The 15,334-nt window shown below is 69.8% G+C and carries 12 protein-coding genes; 7 read left to right on the top strand and 5 right to left on the bottom strand.

Annotation, left to right across the window (positions count from 1 at the left end):
- Positions 1-12 precede the first annotated feature (12 nt).
- A complete protein-coding gene (locus ACIBTM_RS28815; protein ID WP_395880278.1) occupies positions 13-540 on the top strand; it encodes an EF-hand domain-containing protein in 528 nt (175 codons plus the stop codon).
- Positions 541-627: 87 nt separating this feature from the next.
- Entirely contained in the window at positions 628-1,554 is a 927-nt protein-coding gene (locus ACIBTM_RS28810) for a hypothetical protein (protein WP_395880277.1), read from the top strand.
- Here ACIBTM_RS28810 and ACIBTM_RS28805 read toward each other — a convergent pair.
- Together ACIBTM_RS28805 and ACIBTM_RS28800 are read right to left on the bottom strand one after the other, a co-directional pair.
- Entirely contained in the window at positions 1,551-2,186 is a 636-nt protein-coding gene (locus ACIBTM_RS28805) for a response regulator transcription factor (protein ID WP_395880276.1), read from the bottom strand. The genes ACIBTM_RS28810 and ACIBTM_RS28805 overlap by 4 nt on opposite strands.
- 86 nt (positions 2,187-2,272) lie before the next feature.
- Entirely contained in the window at positions 2,273-2,524 is a 252-nt protein-coding gene (locus tag ACIBTM_RS28800) for a hypothetical protein (RefSeq protein WP_395880275.1), read from the bottom strand.
- 277 nt (positions 2,525-2,801) lie between these two features.
- Between ACIBTM_RS28800 and ACIBTM_RS28795 the strand changes: the two genes are divergently transcribed.
- The 5 genes from ACIBTM_RS28795 to ACIBTM_RS28775 all read left to right on the top strand — a co-directional run bounded on the left by ACIBTM_RS28795 (position 2,802) and on the right by ACIBTM_RS28775 (position 12,645).
- The gene (locus ACIBTM_RS28795; RefSeq protein WP_395880274.1) at positions 2,802-4,865 is read left to right on the top strand and encodes a BTAD domain-containing putative transcriptional regulator; all 2,064 of its coding nucleotides are present in this window, start codon (positions 2,802-2,804) and stop codon (positions 4,863-4,865) included.
- A 62-nt stretch (positions 4,866-4,927) separates the two neighbouring features.
- A complete protein-coding gene (locus ACIBTM_RS28790) occupies positions 4,928-8,575 on the top strand; it encodes a BTAD domain-containing putative transcriptional regulator (RefSeq protein ID WP_395880273.1) in 3,648 nt (1,215 codons plus the stop codon).
- A 27-nt stretch (positions 8,576-8,602) separates the two neighbouring features.
- A complete protein-coding gene (locus ACIBTM_RS28785; RefSeq protein ID WP_395880272.1) occupies positions 8,603-9,862 on the top strand; it encodes an ABC transporter substrate-binding protein in 1,260 nt (419 codons plus the stop codon).
- A gap of 11 nt (positions 9,863-9,873) precedes the next feature.
- Positions 9,874-11,223, top strand: coding sequence for a GH1 family beta-glucosidase (locus tag ACIBTM_RS28780; RefSeq protein WP_395880271.1), 1,350 nt, complete (start codon positions 9,874-9,876; stop codon positions 11,221-11,223).
- A gap of 204 nt (positions 11,224-11,427) precedes the next feature.
- Positions 11,428-12,645 carry a DUF222 domain-containing protein gene (locus ACIBTM_RS28775; RefSeq protein ID WP_395880331.1) on the top strand — a complete coding sequence of 406 codons (1,218 nt, stop codon included), beginning with the start codon at positions 11,428-11,430 and terminating at the stop codon, positions 12,643-12,645.
- Between the two features lie 151 nt (positions 12,646-12,796).
- Here ACIBTM_RS28775 and ACIBTM_RS28770 read toward each other — a convergent pair whose 3' ends face one another.
- From ACIBTM_RS28770 to ACIBTM_RS28760, 3 genes are read right to left on the bottom strand one after another with little or no spacing between them, the layout of a single operon-like run.
- Positions 12,797-13,624 carry a carbohydrate ABC transporter permease gene (locus tag ACIBTM_RS28770; protein WP_395880270.1) on the bottom strand — a complete coding sequence of 276 codons (828 nt, stop codon included), beginning with the start codon at positions 13,622-13,624 and terminating at the stop codon, positions 12,797-12,799.
- Between the two features lie 2 nt (positions 13,625-13,626).
- Positions 13,627-14,520: a carbohydrate ABC transporter permease gene (locus ACIBTM_RS28765; protein WP_395880269.1), complete on the bottom strand. Its 894-nt coding sequence runs from the start codon at positions 14,518-14,520 to the stop codon at positions 13,627-13,629.
- A complete protein-coding gene (locus ACIBTM_RS28760; protein WP_395880268.1) occupies positions 14,517-15,278 on the bottom strand; it encodes a DeoR/GlpR family DNA-binding transcription regulator in 762 nt (253 codons plus the stop codon). Before ACIBTM_RS28760 ends, ACIBTM_RS28765 begins: the two co-directional genes overlap by 4 nt.
- Between the last annotated feature and the right edge of the window lie 56 nt (positions 15,279-15,334).

The raw sequence follows: 15,334 nt of genomic DNA, 5'->3' as shown, positions 1-15,334 counted from the left end.
TCGTTCGGACGCATGGCAAGCGACTTGCAACGGCGCAAGGTGTCGGGGGTCTTCGCCGCGATGGACGCCGACGGCGACGGTTTCCTGGAGGAGCAGGACTTCCAGGCCTTGGCCGAACGCTGGGCCCGGCGGCGCGGCCCGGGCGACGAACGGCGCCTGACCGGCATCATGCTGAGCTGGTGGACGACGTTGCTGGCCGCCTCGGATCTGAACCGCGACAACAAGGTCTCCCTCGACGAGGTGCTGCTGGTGGTCGACAAGCTCCCGGACACGCCCGAAGCCGTGACCGCCACGGCCGACGCGATGTTCGAAGCGGTCGACGAGAACCACGACGGCCTGATCTCCGCGGCGGAGTACCACCAGTTGATCGAGGCGTGGAACGGGTGCCCCACCGACACCGACACCACCTTCCCGCTGCTGGACTCCGACGGCGACGGAATGCTGTCCCGTGACGAGTTCGCCGCGCTGTGGCTGGAGTTCTGGGCGGGCGACGACGCGGAGGCGCCGGGCACCCTCGTCTTCGGCCCGCTGGCGGTTTGACGGCTTTCGGGCGGACCCCACGTCCATACGGGCCAGGCCCGGCCGCCCGGCGCGTCGCCACCGTGCTGGCCGCTCAGGATGGCACGCGTGGACGCCGCGCTGGAAGCCGACTCGATGGTCACGAGCGCGATCGCGCTGTGCCTGCGGGACCGCTGGACGGAAGCGGCCGAACTGTTGGCGCGGAACGATTCCTGGCGCTCCGAGTCGGCGGCTTCCGCCATGCTGGGCGAGCTCTTCGGCGGCCTGGCCGAGCTCTGGGACGGCCGTTCGGCGCGGTTCGGCGCGAATCTGACCGAACGCGAGCGATGGCCGTTGAGGACGGTACCGCGGCACCTGACCGACCAGATCGCCTCGTACGTCTCCGCGTTGCTGGTACTGGGCGAACGAGCACGTGCGGAAAAGCTGCTCTCCGACGAGGCCTTCCCCGAATCCGGCCTGCGGTACAGCGAACGTTCGATGCTCGCGGCCATGCGCGGCCGATCCGCCCGGGCGATCGGCTTCGCGCATCGAAGCCTGACCGACGGTTCCGGGCCAGGGCATGACATCGGCTCGTCCGCGATGCACCTGTCGACCGTGTCGGTCCTGCTGTCACAGGGACGGTCCACCGAGGCGCGGCAGCTGCTGACCGCCGCCCGGGCCGCGGCACCGACGCTGGCGCATCTGCTCGACATCGCGGAGGCCCGAGTCGACATCGCGGTGGGCGAAACCGACCGCGCCACCCGGCGCCTCCACGCGGCCACCCGCGGACTCGCCGTCGGCACGGACATCGCCTGGGCCGACCTCGCCGACCTCGCGTTGCGGAGGAACGACCGGGCAGGGGCGCGGCAGGCACTCGACGCGCTGGAGGGCCTCGCCTCCGCGATGCCGACGGGTCGGGTGCTGCTGCATCGCCATCTGGTGCGGGCCTGTCTCGGCGAAGAGCCCGCCGGCGAATGCCTCTGGCTCGCCCGCGAACGCGACCAGCCGCTCGAACTGGCCACCGTGGCCGAACGCCTCTCCCGGAACGGCGGCTAGATCACCCCGGCCCGTACGGCGTAGGCGACGGCGTGCGGCCGGTTCTTCAGCTTCAGCCGTCCGGTGATGCCCTGGATGATGTGCTTCACGCTGCGTTCCGAGTAGCTGAGCTCACCGGCGATCTCGACGGTGTCCTTGCCTTCGGCCATCAGCCGCAGCACGTCGATCTCCCGGGTGGTGAGCCCGGCGGTGTTGACGCCCATCGGGTCGAGCACCTCGCGTTGCAGCCGTTCGACGTGTTTGAGCAGTTCGCCGAGCAGGCTCGGCGGGAGCACTCCGCCGCCGGTGGCCGCCGCGCGGACCGCGTGCGCCAGCCGTTCGCCGGTCGTGGCCGACCGCGGCAGGACCGCCACCACCCGGCATTCGATGGCGGGCACGAGCTCCGCCTCGCTGATCTGGCTCACCACGAGCACCACCGGCTTGCCGTCCTCGGCGGCGAGCCGTCGCAGCCAGAGCACGATCTCCGGAGTCAGCCATTCGGCGGCGAACACCAGTACGTCGGTCTCGGCGCGCTGCTCCCAGTCCCGGATGTCGATCCCCTGCTGCGTGCCCAGCTGGCTGGCCAGGCCGGCCGTGGTGATCGGATCGGGCGCGTGCACCGCCACGGTGATCTGTCGGGTTTCCGTGTCCACTTCGTCCCCTCCGCTTGTACGCGGCCCCAGTCGGATGGATGGGACACAGTCTGCGAAGGAGCTCTTCACGAAGTCTCCACGAGTTCTCAACGAGGCGTGAAGGACTTCGTGGCCTGCTGAAACGCCTCGACGTACTTGGGCAGCTCGTCCAGAAGCTCGCGGAGCCTGCCCTCGGGGCCGGTGTAGTCCGGGTCGGCGAGGAGGGCGTAGCCGTAGGCCAGTGTCCGGCGAAGCTCCGCGACGCGGGCTTCGGCCTCATCGGCGTCGAGGACCAGCCTGCCGTTCTGGGCGAGACTGAGCAGGACATCACCGTCGAACAGCTCCTGATCCTGGCTCACCGGCACAGCATGCACAGCCCCGCATGCCCGCCACCAGGGCAGGACGGCACTTTGCCCCTGCGAACGCCAGGGTTTGCCCACTCGCCCGTCACCCGTCCGGGCCGGGGAAAACCACATGAACGGACATCCGATAGTCCATGGATCGGCAAAATCCGGATACAACGACCCAAACCCACACGGTGGGTGTCCGATTGATTGCGAAACCCACATCGGCGCCACTAGGATTTTCGCCGAGCGGGACACACTTTTCGGCGGTCGGACGCACAGGCGGCAGGTCATGGACGAGGTTTCCTCGCTGACGGTGCGGCTGCTGGGCGGTTCCCCCGCCCGCCACGACGACGGCGAGATCGCGCTGGGGCCTGCCCAGCGGCAGGCGGTGTTCGCCACGCTCGCGCTGCACGCCGGTCAGTTCGTCTCGCGCCGGGAGATCATCGACGCCGTCTGGGGCGAACGACCCCCGGACAGCGCCACCGGCATCGTGTACACCTACGTCTCGGCGTTGCGCCGCGCGCTGGAGCCGGTCGGCGAACCGCTCGTCGCCAGCCGCGCCGGCTATCGCCTCGACCTGCCGAAGCAGCAGGTCGACGTCCACGTCTTCGAAGCCGAGCTGGACCGTGCCCGCGCCTATCGGCTCGACGGCGCGCATCAGCGGGAGCTGGAGTCGCTGCGGTCCGCGCTCGGGCAGTGGCGGGGTTCCGCGCTCGACGGGATCCCCGGCCCGTTCGCCGAGACCGAGCGTGCGCGGCTGAACGAGCTGCGCCTGAGCGCGCTCGAACGGCAGGCCGAGGTCGCGCTGCGGCTCGGCGGCCACCACGATCTCGTGGACGAGCTCGCCGTGCTGGTCGAGCGCCATCCGCTGCGCGAAGGCCTGCACCGCACGCTGATCACCGCCCTGTTCCGGTCCGGGAGGCGGGCCGAGGCCCTGGCCGCGTTCGACCGCGCCCGCGAGACGATCATCGAGCGGTCCGGTCTCGAACCCGGCGCCGACCTGCTGGACCTGCGCCAACGGATCCTCGACGACGACCCGTCACTGCACCACCGAGACCTGCAGGAACGTTCCCACCGGACACAGGCCGTGCCCGGACGACCGCCGGTTTTCGTCGGCCGGGAGTTCGAGCTCGGCCGGCTGCGACGGTGCCTGTCCGCGCTGCTGGACGAAGGTCGCGGCGGGACGGTCTGGCTCGACGGCGAAGCGGGCAGCGGCAAGAGCGCGTTCCTGGCCGAGGCGCTGGCCACGGCGAGGAGCCGGACACGCTGGGTCGAGGCCGACGAGCTGAGCGGCGCGGTCCCGCTGAGCCTCATCGCCGACTGCCTCGGGGGTGAGGCGCTCGACGATCTCGGCAAAACGGTCACCGAACTGTGCGAAGACGGACCACAGGTGCTCGTCTTCGAAGATCTGCACTGGGCCGACGAGGAAAGCCTTCTCGCCTGGGAGCGGCTTCACCGGTTCACCGAGCACCTGCCGCTGCTGCTGGTCGGCTCGGCGCGCCCGCTCCCCCGGCGCCGCACGCTCGACGTCCTCCGCTCGCGGCTCGACGGCGAGATCATCCCGCTGCCGCCGTTCGACGGACTGGCCGTCGCCGCGCTCGCCGAAGAGACTCTGGCCAGGGATCCAGGTGAGGACTTCCTTCGGTTCGCCGCCGAGTACACCGCCGGGAACGCCGGCTATCTGCGCGAGCTGTTCGCCGAGTTCGCCGACGGCCACGAGCCGGACACCACGCCGCACAGCAGGCTCGCCGCCGTGGTGGAGGATCATCTCGCCACGCTTTCCGTGCCGGGCAAGCGAACGCTGAATTCCGCCGCGTTGCTCGGCTCGTCGTTCACCGTCGCGGACCTGACGGGGGTCACCGGCCGCGAACCGCGATCGCTCACCGAAGCGATCGAGGAGGCGCTCGCCGCGCACGTGCTGGAAGCCGACGGGGAACGTCTGCGGTTCCGCGTCCCGCTCGTTCGAGCGGTGTTCGCCGCGAACACCCCGCCCGCCATCCGTGCCGTGCTGCACCAGGAGATCGCCACAACCATGGCGGACTCCGGCGCGCCCGCGGATCGTGTCGCCGAGCAGCTGCTCCAGGCAGGCGACGAGCTGACCGCGTCCTGGATCCCCCGCTGGGTGCTCGACAACGTCCGCGCGCTGTCCGCCGGGCAGGCCGTCGAACTGCTCCATTTGCTTTCCCGCCAACGGAATCTCACCGAGGAGCAGCACCAGGAGCTGACCGGCGAGCTCGCCGCGCTGCTGCTTCCCGAAGCCGACGCCGTGCCCTCCTGGCCCACCCAGCCCTGGTGCACGCCGCTGCACGCCCTCGCCCGGGTGCGCAACCCGACCGCGCCGAGGACGTCCTAAACTGCGGGGACACACACCAGTGATCCGGCCACTTTCGATGTATGACGAGAAATGGAGCCGGCGTGACGAACGGGCTGCGCGTCGAGCTGCTCGGGCCGCCTCGTGCCTGGCTCGGCGACGTCGAGCTGAAGCTCGGGCCCGCCCGCCAGCGCGCGGTCTTCGCCACCCTGGCGACGCGGCGCGGCCAGGCGATCTCCCTCGGCGAACTGATCTCGGACGTCTGGGGCGGGTCGGCGCCCGCCAGCGCCACCGGCAGTGTCCACACCTATGTCTCCGGGCTGCGCGGGGCGATCCGCAAGGCGGGCGGCGACGCGCACGAGATCCTGCGTTCGTCCGGATCGAGTTACGCGCTGCGGCTGGACGGTGAAGCGCTCGACGTCCACCGGTTCGAAAAGGACTTCGCGGCCGCCAGAGCAGCACATTCCGATCAGCGGGGCGCGGCCGCGCTGCTCACCTCCGCGCTCGGACTCTGGCGCGGCGAGGCCTACTCCGGCGTGCCCGGCCCGTTCGCCGAAGCGGAACGCGTCCGGCTCGCCGAACTCCAGCTGACCGCCACCGAACTGCGCGCCACGGCCCTGCTCGGCACCGGCGACCACCGTGAAGTGGTGGCCGAGCTGACCGCGCTGGTGCAGCGGCACCCGTTGCGTGAGTCGCTGCACGAGACGCTGATGCGCGCCCTGCACGCCAGCGGGCGCCAGATCGAAGCGCTCGGCGCGTACCGCGAAGCCAGGCGGATCCTCCGCGACGAACTCGGCGTCGAACCCGGTGCCCCGCTGCGGGATCTGCACCAGCGCATCCTCGACGGCAGTGAAAAACCCGTCACCGCGCCGAAACCGGTTCCGGTCCGCGTCGTGCCGCCGCCGGTGGCCAAGGCGATCGACCGGGGCGGCCACGGCCGCCTGCCCGGTCGCGCCCGGCAGGTCGAGCGGCTCGACGGCTTCGTCACCGACGTCCTCGCCGGCCGCGGCCGCCCGGTCTGGCTCGAAGGCGAACCGGGCATCGGCAAATCCGAGCTGCTGATCGCCGGGCTGGCTGGTGCCGCGGCGCGCGGCTGCCAGCTCGCCTGGACCGCGGCCGACGAGCTGCAGCAACGGTTCCCGCTCCAGGTGATCATGGAATGCCTCGGCGTGCACCACGGCGCGGCGGATCCGGCCAAGGCCAAGCTGGCCGGCGAGCTGCACGCCGAGCCCGCGCACGGGAACTGGGGACCCGCCGACCCGATCCTGTCCACTGTGGACAAACTGCTCACGCTGGTCGACGAGACCTGCGCGGCGGGCCCGCTGGTGCTGGTGATCGACGACCTCCACTGGGCCGACGAGGCCAGTGTGCTGCTGTGGCAGCGGCTGGCCGCCGCCACCCGCCAGCTGCCGTTGCTGCTGGTCGCCGCCACGCGCACCGGGCACGGCCGCCGGGATCTGGCCCAGCTGCGTCGCGGGATCGAAGCGAGGGACGGCGAGATCATGCCAGTCGAGGTGCTGACCGACGACGACATCGCCGCCGTGTTCGAGGTGATCCTCGCGGCGAAGCTGGGGCCGAGCCTGCGCCCGCTGGTCCGGCGCGCGGCCGGGAATCCGCTCTACGCCAGGGAAGTCGCGCACGACCTGGTCCGGACGGGCTCGGTGCGGATCACGGCGGGCGTGGCCGAGGTGACGCTGGACGGCACCGAGAACGCGCCGCGGTCGCTGCTGGCGGCGGTGGCCAGGACGCTGGAGACCCTCGACCCGGCCACGACCGAGATCCTGCGCACCGCCTCCCTGCTGGGGGCGGAGTTCGCCGTCGAGGACATCGCCACGCTGGCCGGGAAGAGCCCGCTCGAAGTACTGCAGGAGCTGGAGCCCGCCACCACCGCGGGCGTCATCGAATACGCCGGCGACAAACTCGCCTTCCACCATCCGTTCCAGCGGCAGGCGCTCTACGGCGCCATCGCCGAACCGGTCCGTGCCGCGCTGCACCGGCGCGCCGCCGAATCGCTCGCGCGGGCGGGCGCGCCGGTCAAACGGGTCGCCGAGCAGCTGGCGGCCGGGCCGGTGCCGTTCGACCCGTGGCTGGCGGGCTGGCTCACCGCCAACCACGTCGCGGTGTCCAACCGCGCCCCGCATATCGCGGCCGACCTGCTCCGCGGCGCGCTCGACAGCACGGTGCCCACCCGTGCGCAACGGGAGACGCTGATCGCCGCGCTGGTACGCGTGCTGTTCCGGCTCGAACTGGCTCCCGAGACCGAAGCCGAGGAGGCGGTGAAGACCGTCGTGGACAAGGCGGATCTGGCGCAGATGCGGCATTTCCTGGCCGCGTTGCGCTACCGCCGGGGCGACACACCCGGTGCGATCGAGGCACTCGGCGACACCGCGGACGACCCGTCGATGCCGGAACTGTGGCGCACCAGCACCCGGACGCTGCTCGCCAACTTCCGACGCGGCACCCTCGACGACCTCGACGAGACCGAACGGATCGCGCGGGGCCTGCACGCCGAGGCGGCCGCAGCGGGCGAGCGCTACCCCGCCGCGCACGCGCAGCAGACGTTGTGGCTCGTGCACTCGATCCGCCGCGAGCACGACCGGGCGCTGACCGCGATCGATGCCGCGCTGGAGACCGCGGGCCACGAGGCCGACCTGGCGACGCTGCGGTTCGATCTGCTCGACAACCGGCTCTTCACCCTGCAGAACCTCGACCGGCTCGGCGAGGCCGACGCCACGCTGCACGCCGGGTACGAGACCGCCGCACGGCATGGCCTGCCGACCGGCCCGCAGGTCTCGGCGGCCGTGCACTACTACTGGACCGGGCGCTGGGACGAGGCACTGGCCGAACTGGACTCGGTCACCGAGGACGGTCCGGCGATCACCTTCTACGGCGTGCGCGAACCGGGCGCCGCCGCCCTGTTGCTGCACGGGGTCGCCGCCCTCATCGCGGGCCATCGCGACGAACGCGTCGCCGTCCGCGCCCATCTGGAAGCGGCCGAGGCGCACTCGCCGTCGAACTCGTCCGAACGCGAGAGCTGCGACTTCTACCTGGCGGCACAGGCGATGGCCGCCGAACAACGCGGCGAACTCGACGACGCGCTGCGGTTGTTCGCGCCGGTACTGCGCCCCGACTACGCCCGGATGATGCTGCGTCACCAATGGCTCCCCGACGTCGTCCGGGTCGCGATCGCCGCCGGGAACGACGCCGTCGCACAGGAAGCGCTCGCCGTCTGCGCCGAGGAGGCGAGCCAGGAGACCGTGCCGGCCAGGGCCACCGCCGCCGCCCTGCGATGCCGGGCGTTGATCGACGGCGACCCCGAAGGCATGCTGGCCGCGGCCGATCACTATCGCGAGGTCCGCCGTCCCATCGAACTCGCGGCGGCACTGGAAGACGCCGCCGAACTGCTCGGCCGCGCCGGGTACCTCGAAGCGGCCACCCGTTCGCTCACCGAGGCGTGCGAAGTCCTCGGGCCGGTCGGTGCCACCTGGAGCATCCGCCGCGCGGAAAACAGGCTGCGCCGCTACGGCGTTTTGAGCCGCGCGGAACGAGGCCCCCGGCACAGCGGGTCGCTGTCACCGTTGGAGCTGCGGGTCGCGCGGCTGGTGGCGGCGAAACTGTCCAATCCGGAGATCGCCACGGAACTGAGCCTCCCGAGGAGGACGGTGCAGTCGCTGGTGTCCAGGGTGCTGACCAAACTGCACGCCGATTCCCGGCTGACCGTCGGCGACCAGCTGCCGAGACGACTCGCCTGAGGCGCGTTCACACGACCGAGGAGAACCATGACCCGCATGCTGGCCGGAATGACGGCCCTCGTGCTGCTGCTCACCGGCTGTTCCGGCACACCGGAAGCCGGCGGTCCGATCAAACTCACCGTCGCCACCTTCGGCGAGTTCGGATACGAAAAACTCTTCGACGACTACGAAAAGGCCCATCCGGGAATCACCGTCGAGGGCCGGGTCGCCGACTTCGAGACGCATCACCGCCAGCTCGCCACCGGGCTCGGCGCCGGGCGCGGCAGCGCGGACGTGGTGGCGATCGAAGAGCAGTACCTCCCCAAATTCCGCCAGTCGACGGACAAGTTCAGCGACCTGTCCGAGTTCGGCGCGCAGGGTCTCCGCGAGCACTGGCCCGCCTGGAAATGGGACCAGGGCACCGCCGAGGGCGGGAGGTTCGTGATGGGCCTCGGCACCGACATGGGCAGCCTCGCCCTCTGCTACCGCCGTGATCTGTTCGCGAACGCCGGGCTGCCGACCGACCGCGAGCAGGTGGCCGCGCTGTGGCCGACCTGGGAGAAGTTCGCGGAAACCGGGGAACGGTTCAGCGCCAAGGCACCGGACGACGTCAAATTCGCCGACTCGGCGGGCACCGTCTACACGGCGATGCTCAACCAGGCGCAGGAGAACTACTTCTCCAAGGACGACCGGTTCATCGCCGACACGAACCCCAACGTGCGCAAGGCCTTCGAGCTCGCGGGCGGGATGGCGCTGAAGAAGGAGACGGCGGCGGTCACCACCTTCACGCAGCCGTGGACGGTGGCGATCAAGCAGAGCCGGTTCGCGGCCATCACCTGCCCCGCCTGGATGCTCACCCAGATCGAAGAGGCGGGCGGCCCGGAGCTCGCGGGTAAATGGGACGTCACCTCGGTTCCGGGCAAGGCGGGCAACTGGGGCGGTTCGTTCCTGACCGTCCCGAAGCAGGGCGCGCACCGCAAGGAGGCGTACGACCTCGCCGCCTGGCTCACCGCGCCCGAACAGCAGAAACGGATCTTCCTGGAGAGCGGGCTGCTGCCGAGTGCGCTGGGCGCCTACCAGGACAGTGCGGTGCTTTCCCACACCAGCCCGTATTTCAGCGGTGCGCCGATCGGGAAGATCTTCGCCGCGTCCGCCGAGGCCTTGCGGCCGAACTACCGCGGGCTGCGCGACGGCGAGGTGCGCCCGGTGTACGGGCACGCGCTCGGCCGTGTCGAAGAGGGAAAACAATCGCTCGACCAGGCATGGAACCAGGCCGCGACCGAAGGCCGCGCCGCGGCCGCCAAATGAGCGGGGACGGCGTGACACGCGGGTTTCCGGCCGGGTTCCGGTGGGGTACGGCCACGGCGGCGTACCAGATCGAGGGCTCGACGACGGCGGACGGCCGAGGACCGTCCATTTGGGACACCTTCACCGCGAGATCCGGCCTGGCCACCGGTGATCCGGCTTGCGATCACTATCGGCGTTACCGCGAGGACGTCCGCCTGCTGAGCGAACTCGGGGTGCCGTACTACCGGTTCTCCGTCGCGTGGTCGCGGGTCATGCCGGACGGACGCACGGTCGAGCCACGTGGTCTCGCCTTCTACGACCGTCTTGTCGACACGTTGCTGGCACACGGGATCACCCCGATGGTGACGCTCTACCACTGGGATCTCCCGGAAGCGTTGCAAGCGGAAGGCGGCTGGCCGAATCGCGAGCTCGCGGACCTTTTCGCCGAGTACGCGCTGACCGTCCACAAAGCACTCGGTGATCGCGTGCGACAGTGGACCACGATCAACGAGCCGTTCTGCGCCGCCTTCATCGGCTACGGCAACGGAGATCATGCACCGGGCATCCGGGACGAAGGCGCGGCGCTGGTCGCCGGGCACAACCTCCTATTGGCACATGGCAAGGCGACACAGGCGTTGCGGTCTGGTGGCGGCGAGCGGGAAGTGTCCATCGTGCTCAACTTCGCCCCGGTGCTGACCGATGTGGACGACGCCGCGCACCGCGAGGCCGCGCGCAAATTCGACTTCCTGCACAACAGATTCTTCCTCGATCCACTGCTGGGCCGCGGCTACCCGCCCGAACTGATGGCGGATCTGGCACATCTCGGCACACTGGAACCGGCGATCGCCGACGGTGATCTGGAGATCATCGCGCAGCCGCTGGACGTCCTGGGCGTCAACTACTACGCGCCCGCCCGCGCGGTCCCGCTCGAAGACCCGGAGACCGACAGCAACTGCCCGCTGCCGGGCCTGCGCGGGATGGACGTCCAGCCACCCCGCGGCGAGCTGACCTCGCTCGGCTGGGAGCAACGGCCGGAATGCTTCACCGAACTTCTGCTGTGGCTGCACGAACACTGCGCCGGCCTGCCACTCGTGATCGCCGAGAACGGTGCGGCCTTCGAGGACGAGGTCGTCGAAGGCCGCGTACACGACGAAAAGCGCGTGCGATACTTCGCCGAACACCTCGCCGCCGTCCACGACGCGATCGAGCGCGGCGCCGACGTCCGCGGCTACATGGCCTGGTCGCTGCTGGACAATTTCGAGTGGGCCATGGGATATACGCAGCGGTTCGGCCTCGTGCACGTCGACTTCGAAACCCAGGAACGAGTGCTCAAGGACAGCGCCCGGTTCTATGCGGACGTGGTGGCGCGCAACGGTCTTTAGCGGTTGGTCTTGGCTGTTGCCGGAAATCGACGACGGTCTTGGGTCCGGGAATTTTCGGTGGTCGGTTGTTGCCGGAAATCGGCTACACTCCTGGGGCCGAAACTGTCGGCGGTCGGTTGTTGCCGGAAACCGGCGACAATCCTGAGTCCAGAAATTGTCGGTGGTCGGTTGTACGTTCTGGGTGTGGACACTCTTAACGCCAGTGTGGCGCTGCTGAAGGAAATCACCGAGTCGGATGCGTTCAGGGAGGTCAATGCTTCGCTGGATTCGTTGGGAGACAAGGACGCCATCGCCGCGGCAGTGGCGGCGTCGGAGGGGATCGCACGACTGGAGGCGGTCCGGTTTCGTGCCTTGAGACAGCTGGGCCGTCATCGTGACGATGCCGCCAGTGTGGTGCAGGAGGTCGCGTTCGAACTGTCCGTTGTGGATGGTCATGCGGCCAGGTTGGTGTCGACGGCTCAGGCGTTGGTGTCTCGCCTGCCCCGCACACTGGGGCTGCTGGATCAGGGGAAGGTGGGTGGCTATGGGGCGATGAAGGTCGCCGCGGCGACGGCGTGGCTCTCCGACGAGGATGCCCGCGCGGTCGACGCCGTCTTGGAAGACCGGCTACCGGACCGGAACTCCGACCAGATCCGCAAAGCGGCCAACCACGCCGCGATGATGGCCGACCGCGACGGAGCGGCCCGGCGGACCGAACACAATCGCACCGGACGTCGGCTCTCTGTCCGCCAGGGCGACACCGGAGTGGCCTCCATCGAAGTCGAGGATGGCCCCGTCGAGAAAGTCGCCGCCGCCTACACCCGCATCGACCGCGAAGCACGAGCGCTGCGGGCCGGTGGGGAGACCCGCACCCTGGATCAGCTGCGCGCCGACGTCGCCCTCGACCTTCTACTCGGCGGCCAAGGCGGGACCAGTGAACGGTCCGAAGTGTTCCTCTACATGGACCTCAACACCTACCTCGGCCTGAACGACGATCCCGCCGAACTGGCCGGACACGGCCACATCCCGGCCTCGCTCGCCCGCCACATCGCCAGCGGACCGAACACCGTGCTGCGGCGGATCATCACCGATCCGCTCTCCGGGCAAGTCCTCGACCTCGGCCGCGACCGGTACCGGCCGACAGCGGGGCTGGACGAGTTCGTGCGGGTACGGGACCGGGAATGCCGAAGACCCGGCTGCCACCGCGTCGCCCAAGCCTGCGACCTCGATCATTCCCTGCCCTGGCAGCACGGTGGCCATACCGCCGACACCGAGCTGGTCGATCTCTGCCGCCGCGACCACCGGCTGAAGGACGAACCCGGCTGGAACTACCAGTTGGCATCCGATGGGACCCTCACCATCACCACACCCACCGGGCGGAGCTACGACAGCACACCACCGCCACTGCACGAACCCCGCACCGAGCAACCACCACCGTTCTGACCCATCGCCGAAAAACGACCACGGCTCGATCGGCGCTGGCCAAGGAGCCACTACCGTCTTCAGCGTCACCAAAACGACCACAGCACCGCGGCACCGGGCGAACCTGACCGTCGCCGAAAAACGGCAACAGCCCGGCAGAGCTCAACGCCACTCAGGCCCGCGGCGCGCCCCGCATCACCCCGTCGACCACCTTCCTGGCCAGCACGATGAACAGCACGATCACGGGCAGCACCCCGATCGTCGCCGCGGTGAGCATCAGCGAGTAGTCGGTGAAGTAGCCGCTGGCCAGCCGCGACAACGCCACCTGGACGGTCGGATGCGCGTTGGGGTCGAGCACGATCAAGGGCCAGAAGAAGTCGTTCCACGCGGTCATGAAGGTCAGCATCGCGAGCACCGCGGCCTGCGGGCGGATGGCGGGCATGGCGACGTTCCAGAACAGCCGCGCCGTGGAGCAGCCGTCCACGCGTCCGGCGTCCAGCAGTTCGCCCGGGATCGCCTCCTCGCACGCCTGCCGCATCCAGAACACGCTGAACGCGCCGACCAGCCCTGGCACGATCACCGCCTCCAGCCGTCCGTACCAGCCGAGTTCGCCGACCACCAGGTACAGCGGGATGACACCGAGCTGGGCGGGCACCATGGCGGTGCCGATGACGACCAGGAAGAGCGAGTCGCGACCGGGAAACCGCAGCCGGGCGAAGGCGAATCCGGCCATACTGGAGAGCAGCACGTTCGACACGGTCACCGTGCCGGCGACGATCAGCGAGTTCTGCATCGCCAGCCAGAAGTCGACGGTCCCGAACACCCGCTCGACGTTCTCGATCAGGTTGCCGCCGGGCAGCAGCGGCGGGGTAGTCTCCCCGAGCGCGGAATTGTCCTTCGAGGACACCACGAACGACCAGTACAACGGGAAGATCGACGCGACGACGACGGCGAGCAGCAGCCCGTAGACGACGAAACCGGTCCGTTCTCTCGCCGCCACGATCACTCACCGCCCCGCATCCGGCGCACGAGCGAGAAATTGACCAGCGCGAACACGGCCGAGAACAGGAACAGCAGCCACGCGATGGCCGCCGCGTATCCGGCGTCGAACTCGCCGAACCCCTTCTCGTACAAGTACATGGCCAGTGTCTGGAACTGCCGGTCGGCGCCACCGGTGCCGTTGACGCCGGTTTCGTCGAGCAGCTGCGGCTCGGCGAACAGCTGCAACCCGCCGACGGTCGAGACGACGACGGTGAAGGCGATGGTGGGGCGGATCGCGGGCACCGTGATCGACCAGAAGCTCCGCCAGCGCGAGGCACCGTCGAGCATCGCCGCGTCGTAACGCTCCTGCGGCACGGACTGCATGGCCGCGAGGTAGAGCAGCGCGTTGTAGCCGGTCCAGCGCCACATCACCATCGCGCTCACCGCGACGTGCGACGCGAACCGGTCCGACCGCCAGTCCACCGGGTCGAGCCCCACCAGGCCCAGCGCCCAGTTGACGACGCCGTAGTCCTCGGCGAACAGCTGGCTGAACACCAGCGCCACCGCGACCACCGAGACGACGTTGGGCAGCAGCACACTGGCCCGCCACAGGGTCCGCGCCCGCAGGGGACGGTCGAGCAGGGCGGCGAGCCCGAGGGCGGCGAACAGTTGCGGGACGGTCGAAAGGACGAAGATGCTGACCGTGTTGAAGAGCGCGTTGTAGAAATGCGGATCCTGGAGCAGGACGGCGAAGTTGCCGAGCCCGGCGAATCCGGTGTCACCGTTGACCAGATGCCAGTGGTGCAGCGCCACCCAGGCGGTGTAGAGCAGCGGGAAAAGACCGAACACGCCGAAGAGGACGTAGAACGGCGCTGTCATCAGGTATCCGGCGAGCCGCTCGCCCGTACGCTTCAAACGATGATCACCTTGACGCCTGCCCGGCCGATCTCGTCGAGTTCCCGCGGTTCGGCCCCGCGGTCGGTGATCAGGGTGTCGACATCGCAGAGGCCCCCGAACCGGGCGAAGTGGTCGTCACCGATCTTGGTGTGATCGGCCAGCAGCACCGTCCGCCGCGCGGACGCGATGGCCGCGCGCTTCACCATCGCCTCGGCGGTGTCCGGGGTGGTGAGCCCCCGCTCGACGGAAAGACCGCTGGTACTGAGGAAAGCGACATCGACGAAGGTGTCCTTGAGGGCGTCGAGCGCCCAGCCGTCGACCGACGCCATGGTGTGGCCGCGCAGCCTTCCGCCGACCAGCATCAGCGTGACGCCGGGCCGGTTGGCGAGCGCGAACGCGTTCGGCAGCGAAGGGGTGACCACGGTCAGTTCACGGTCGGCGGGCACGAGGTTCGCCAGCCGGGCGACGGTGGTGCCCGCGTCCAGCAGGATCGCGCCCCCGTCGGGGATCTGCTCCAGCGCCGCGGCGGCGATACGGTCCTTCTCCGCGGTCATCACCGCGTCACGGGTATCGAGCCCGGGCTCGATGCCCTGCCGTTCGACGGGGATCGCGCCGCCGTGCACCCGTCGCACCACTCCGCTGCGTTCCAGCGCCGTCAGATCACGACGGACGGTCTCGCTGGTGATCTCGAAAGCGGCCGCGAGCGTCGCCACGTCGACACGGCCGTTCCGCCTGGCCTGCTTGAGGATGGCGCGCTGCCGCTCTTCGGCGTACAACGGTCACCTCCTGCCGTGGCGGACGAGCGGTCATGGCGACAATAGTTGGTTTCCCG

Source organism: Amycolatopsis sp. NPDC049868 (genome assembly GCF_044461365.1).
Classification (GTDB): domain Bacteria; phylum Actinomycetota; class Actinomycetes; order Mycobacteriales; family Pseudonocardiaceae; genus Amycolatopsis.
This window is presented reverse-complemented; position numbering and strand designations above follow the sequence as displayed.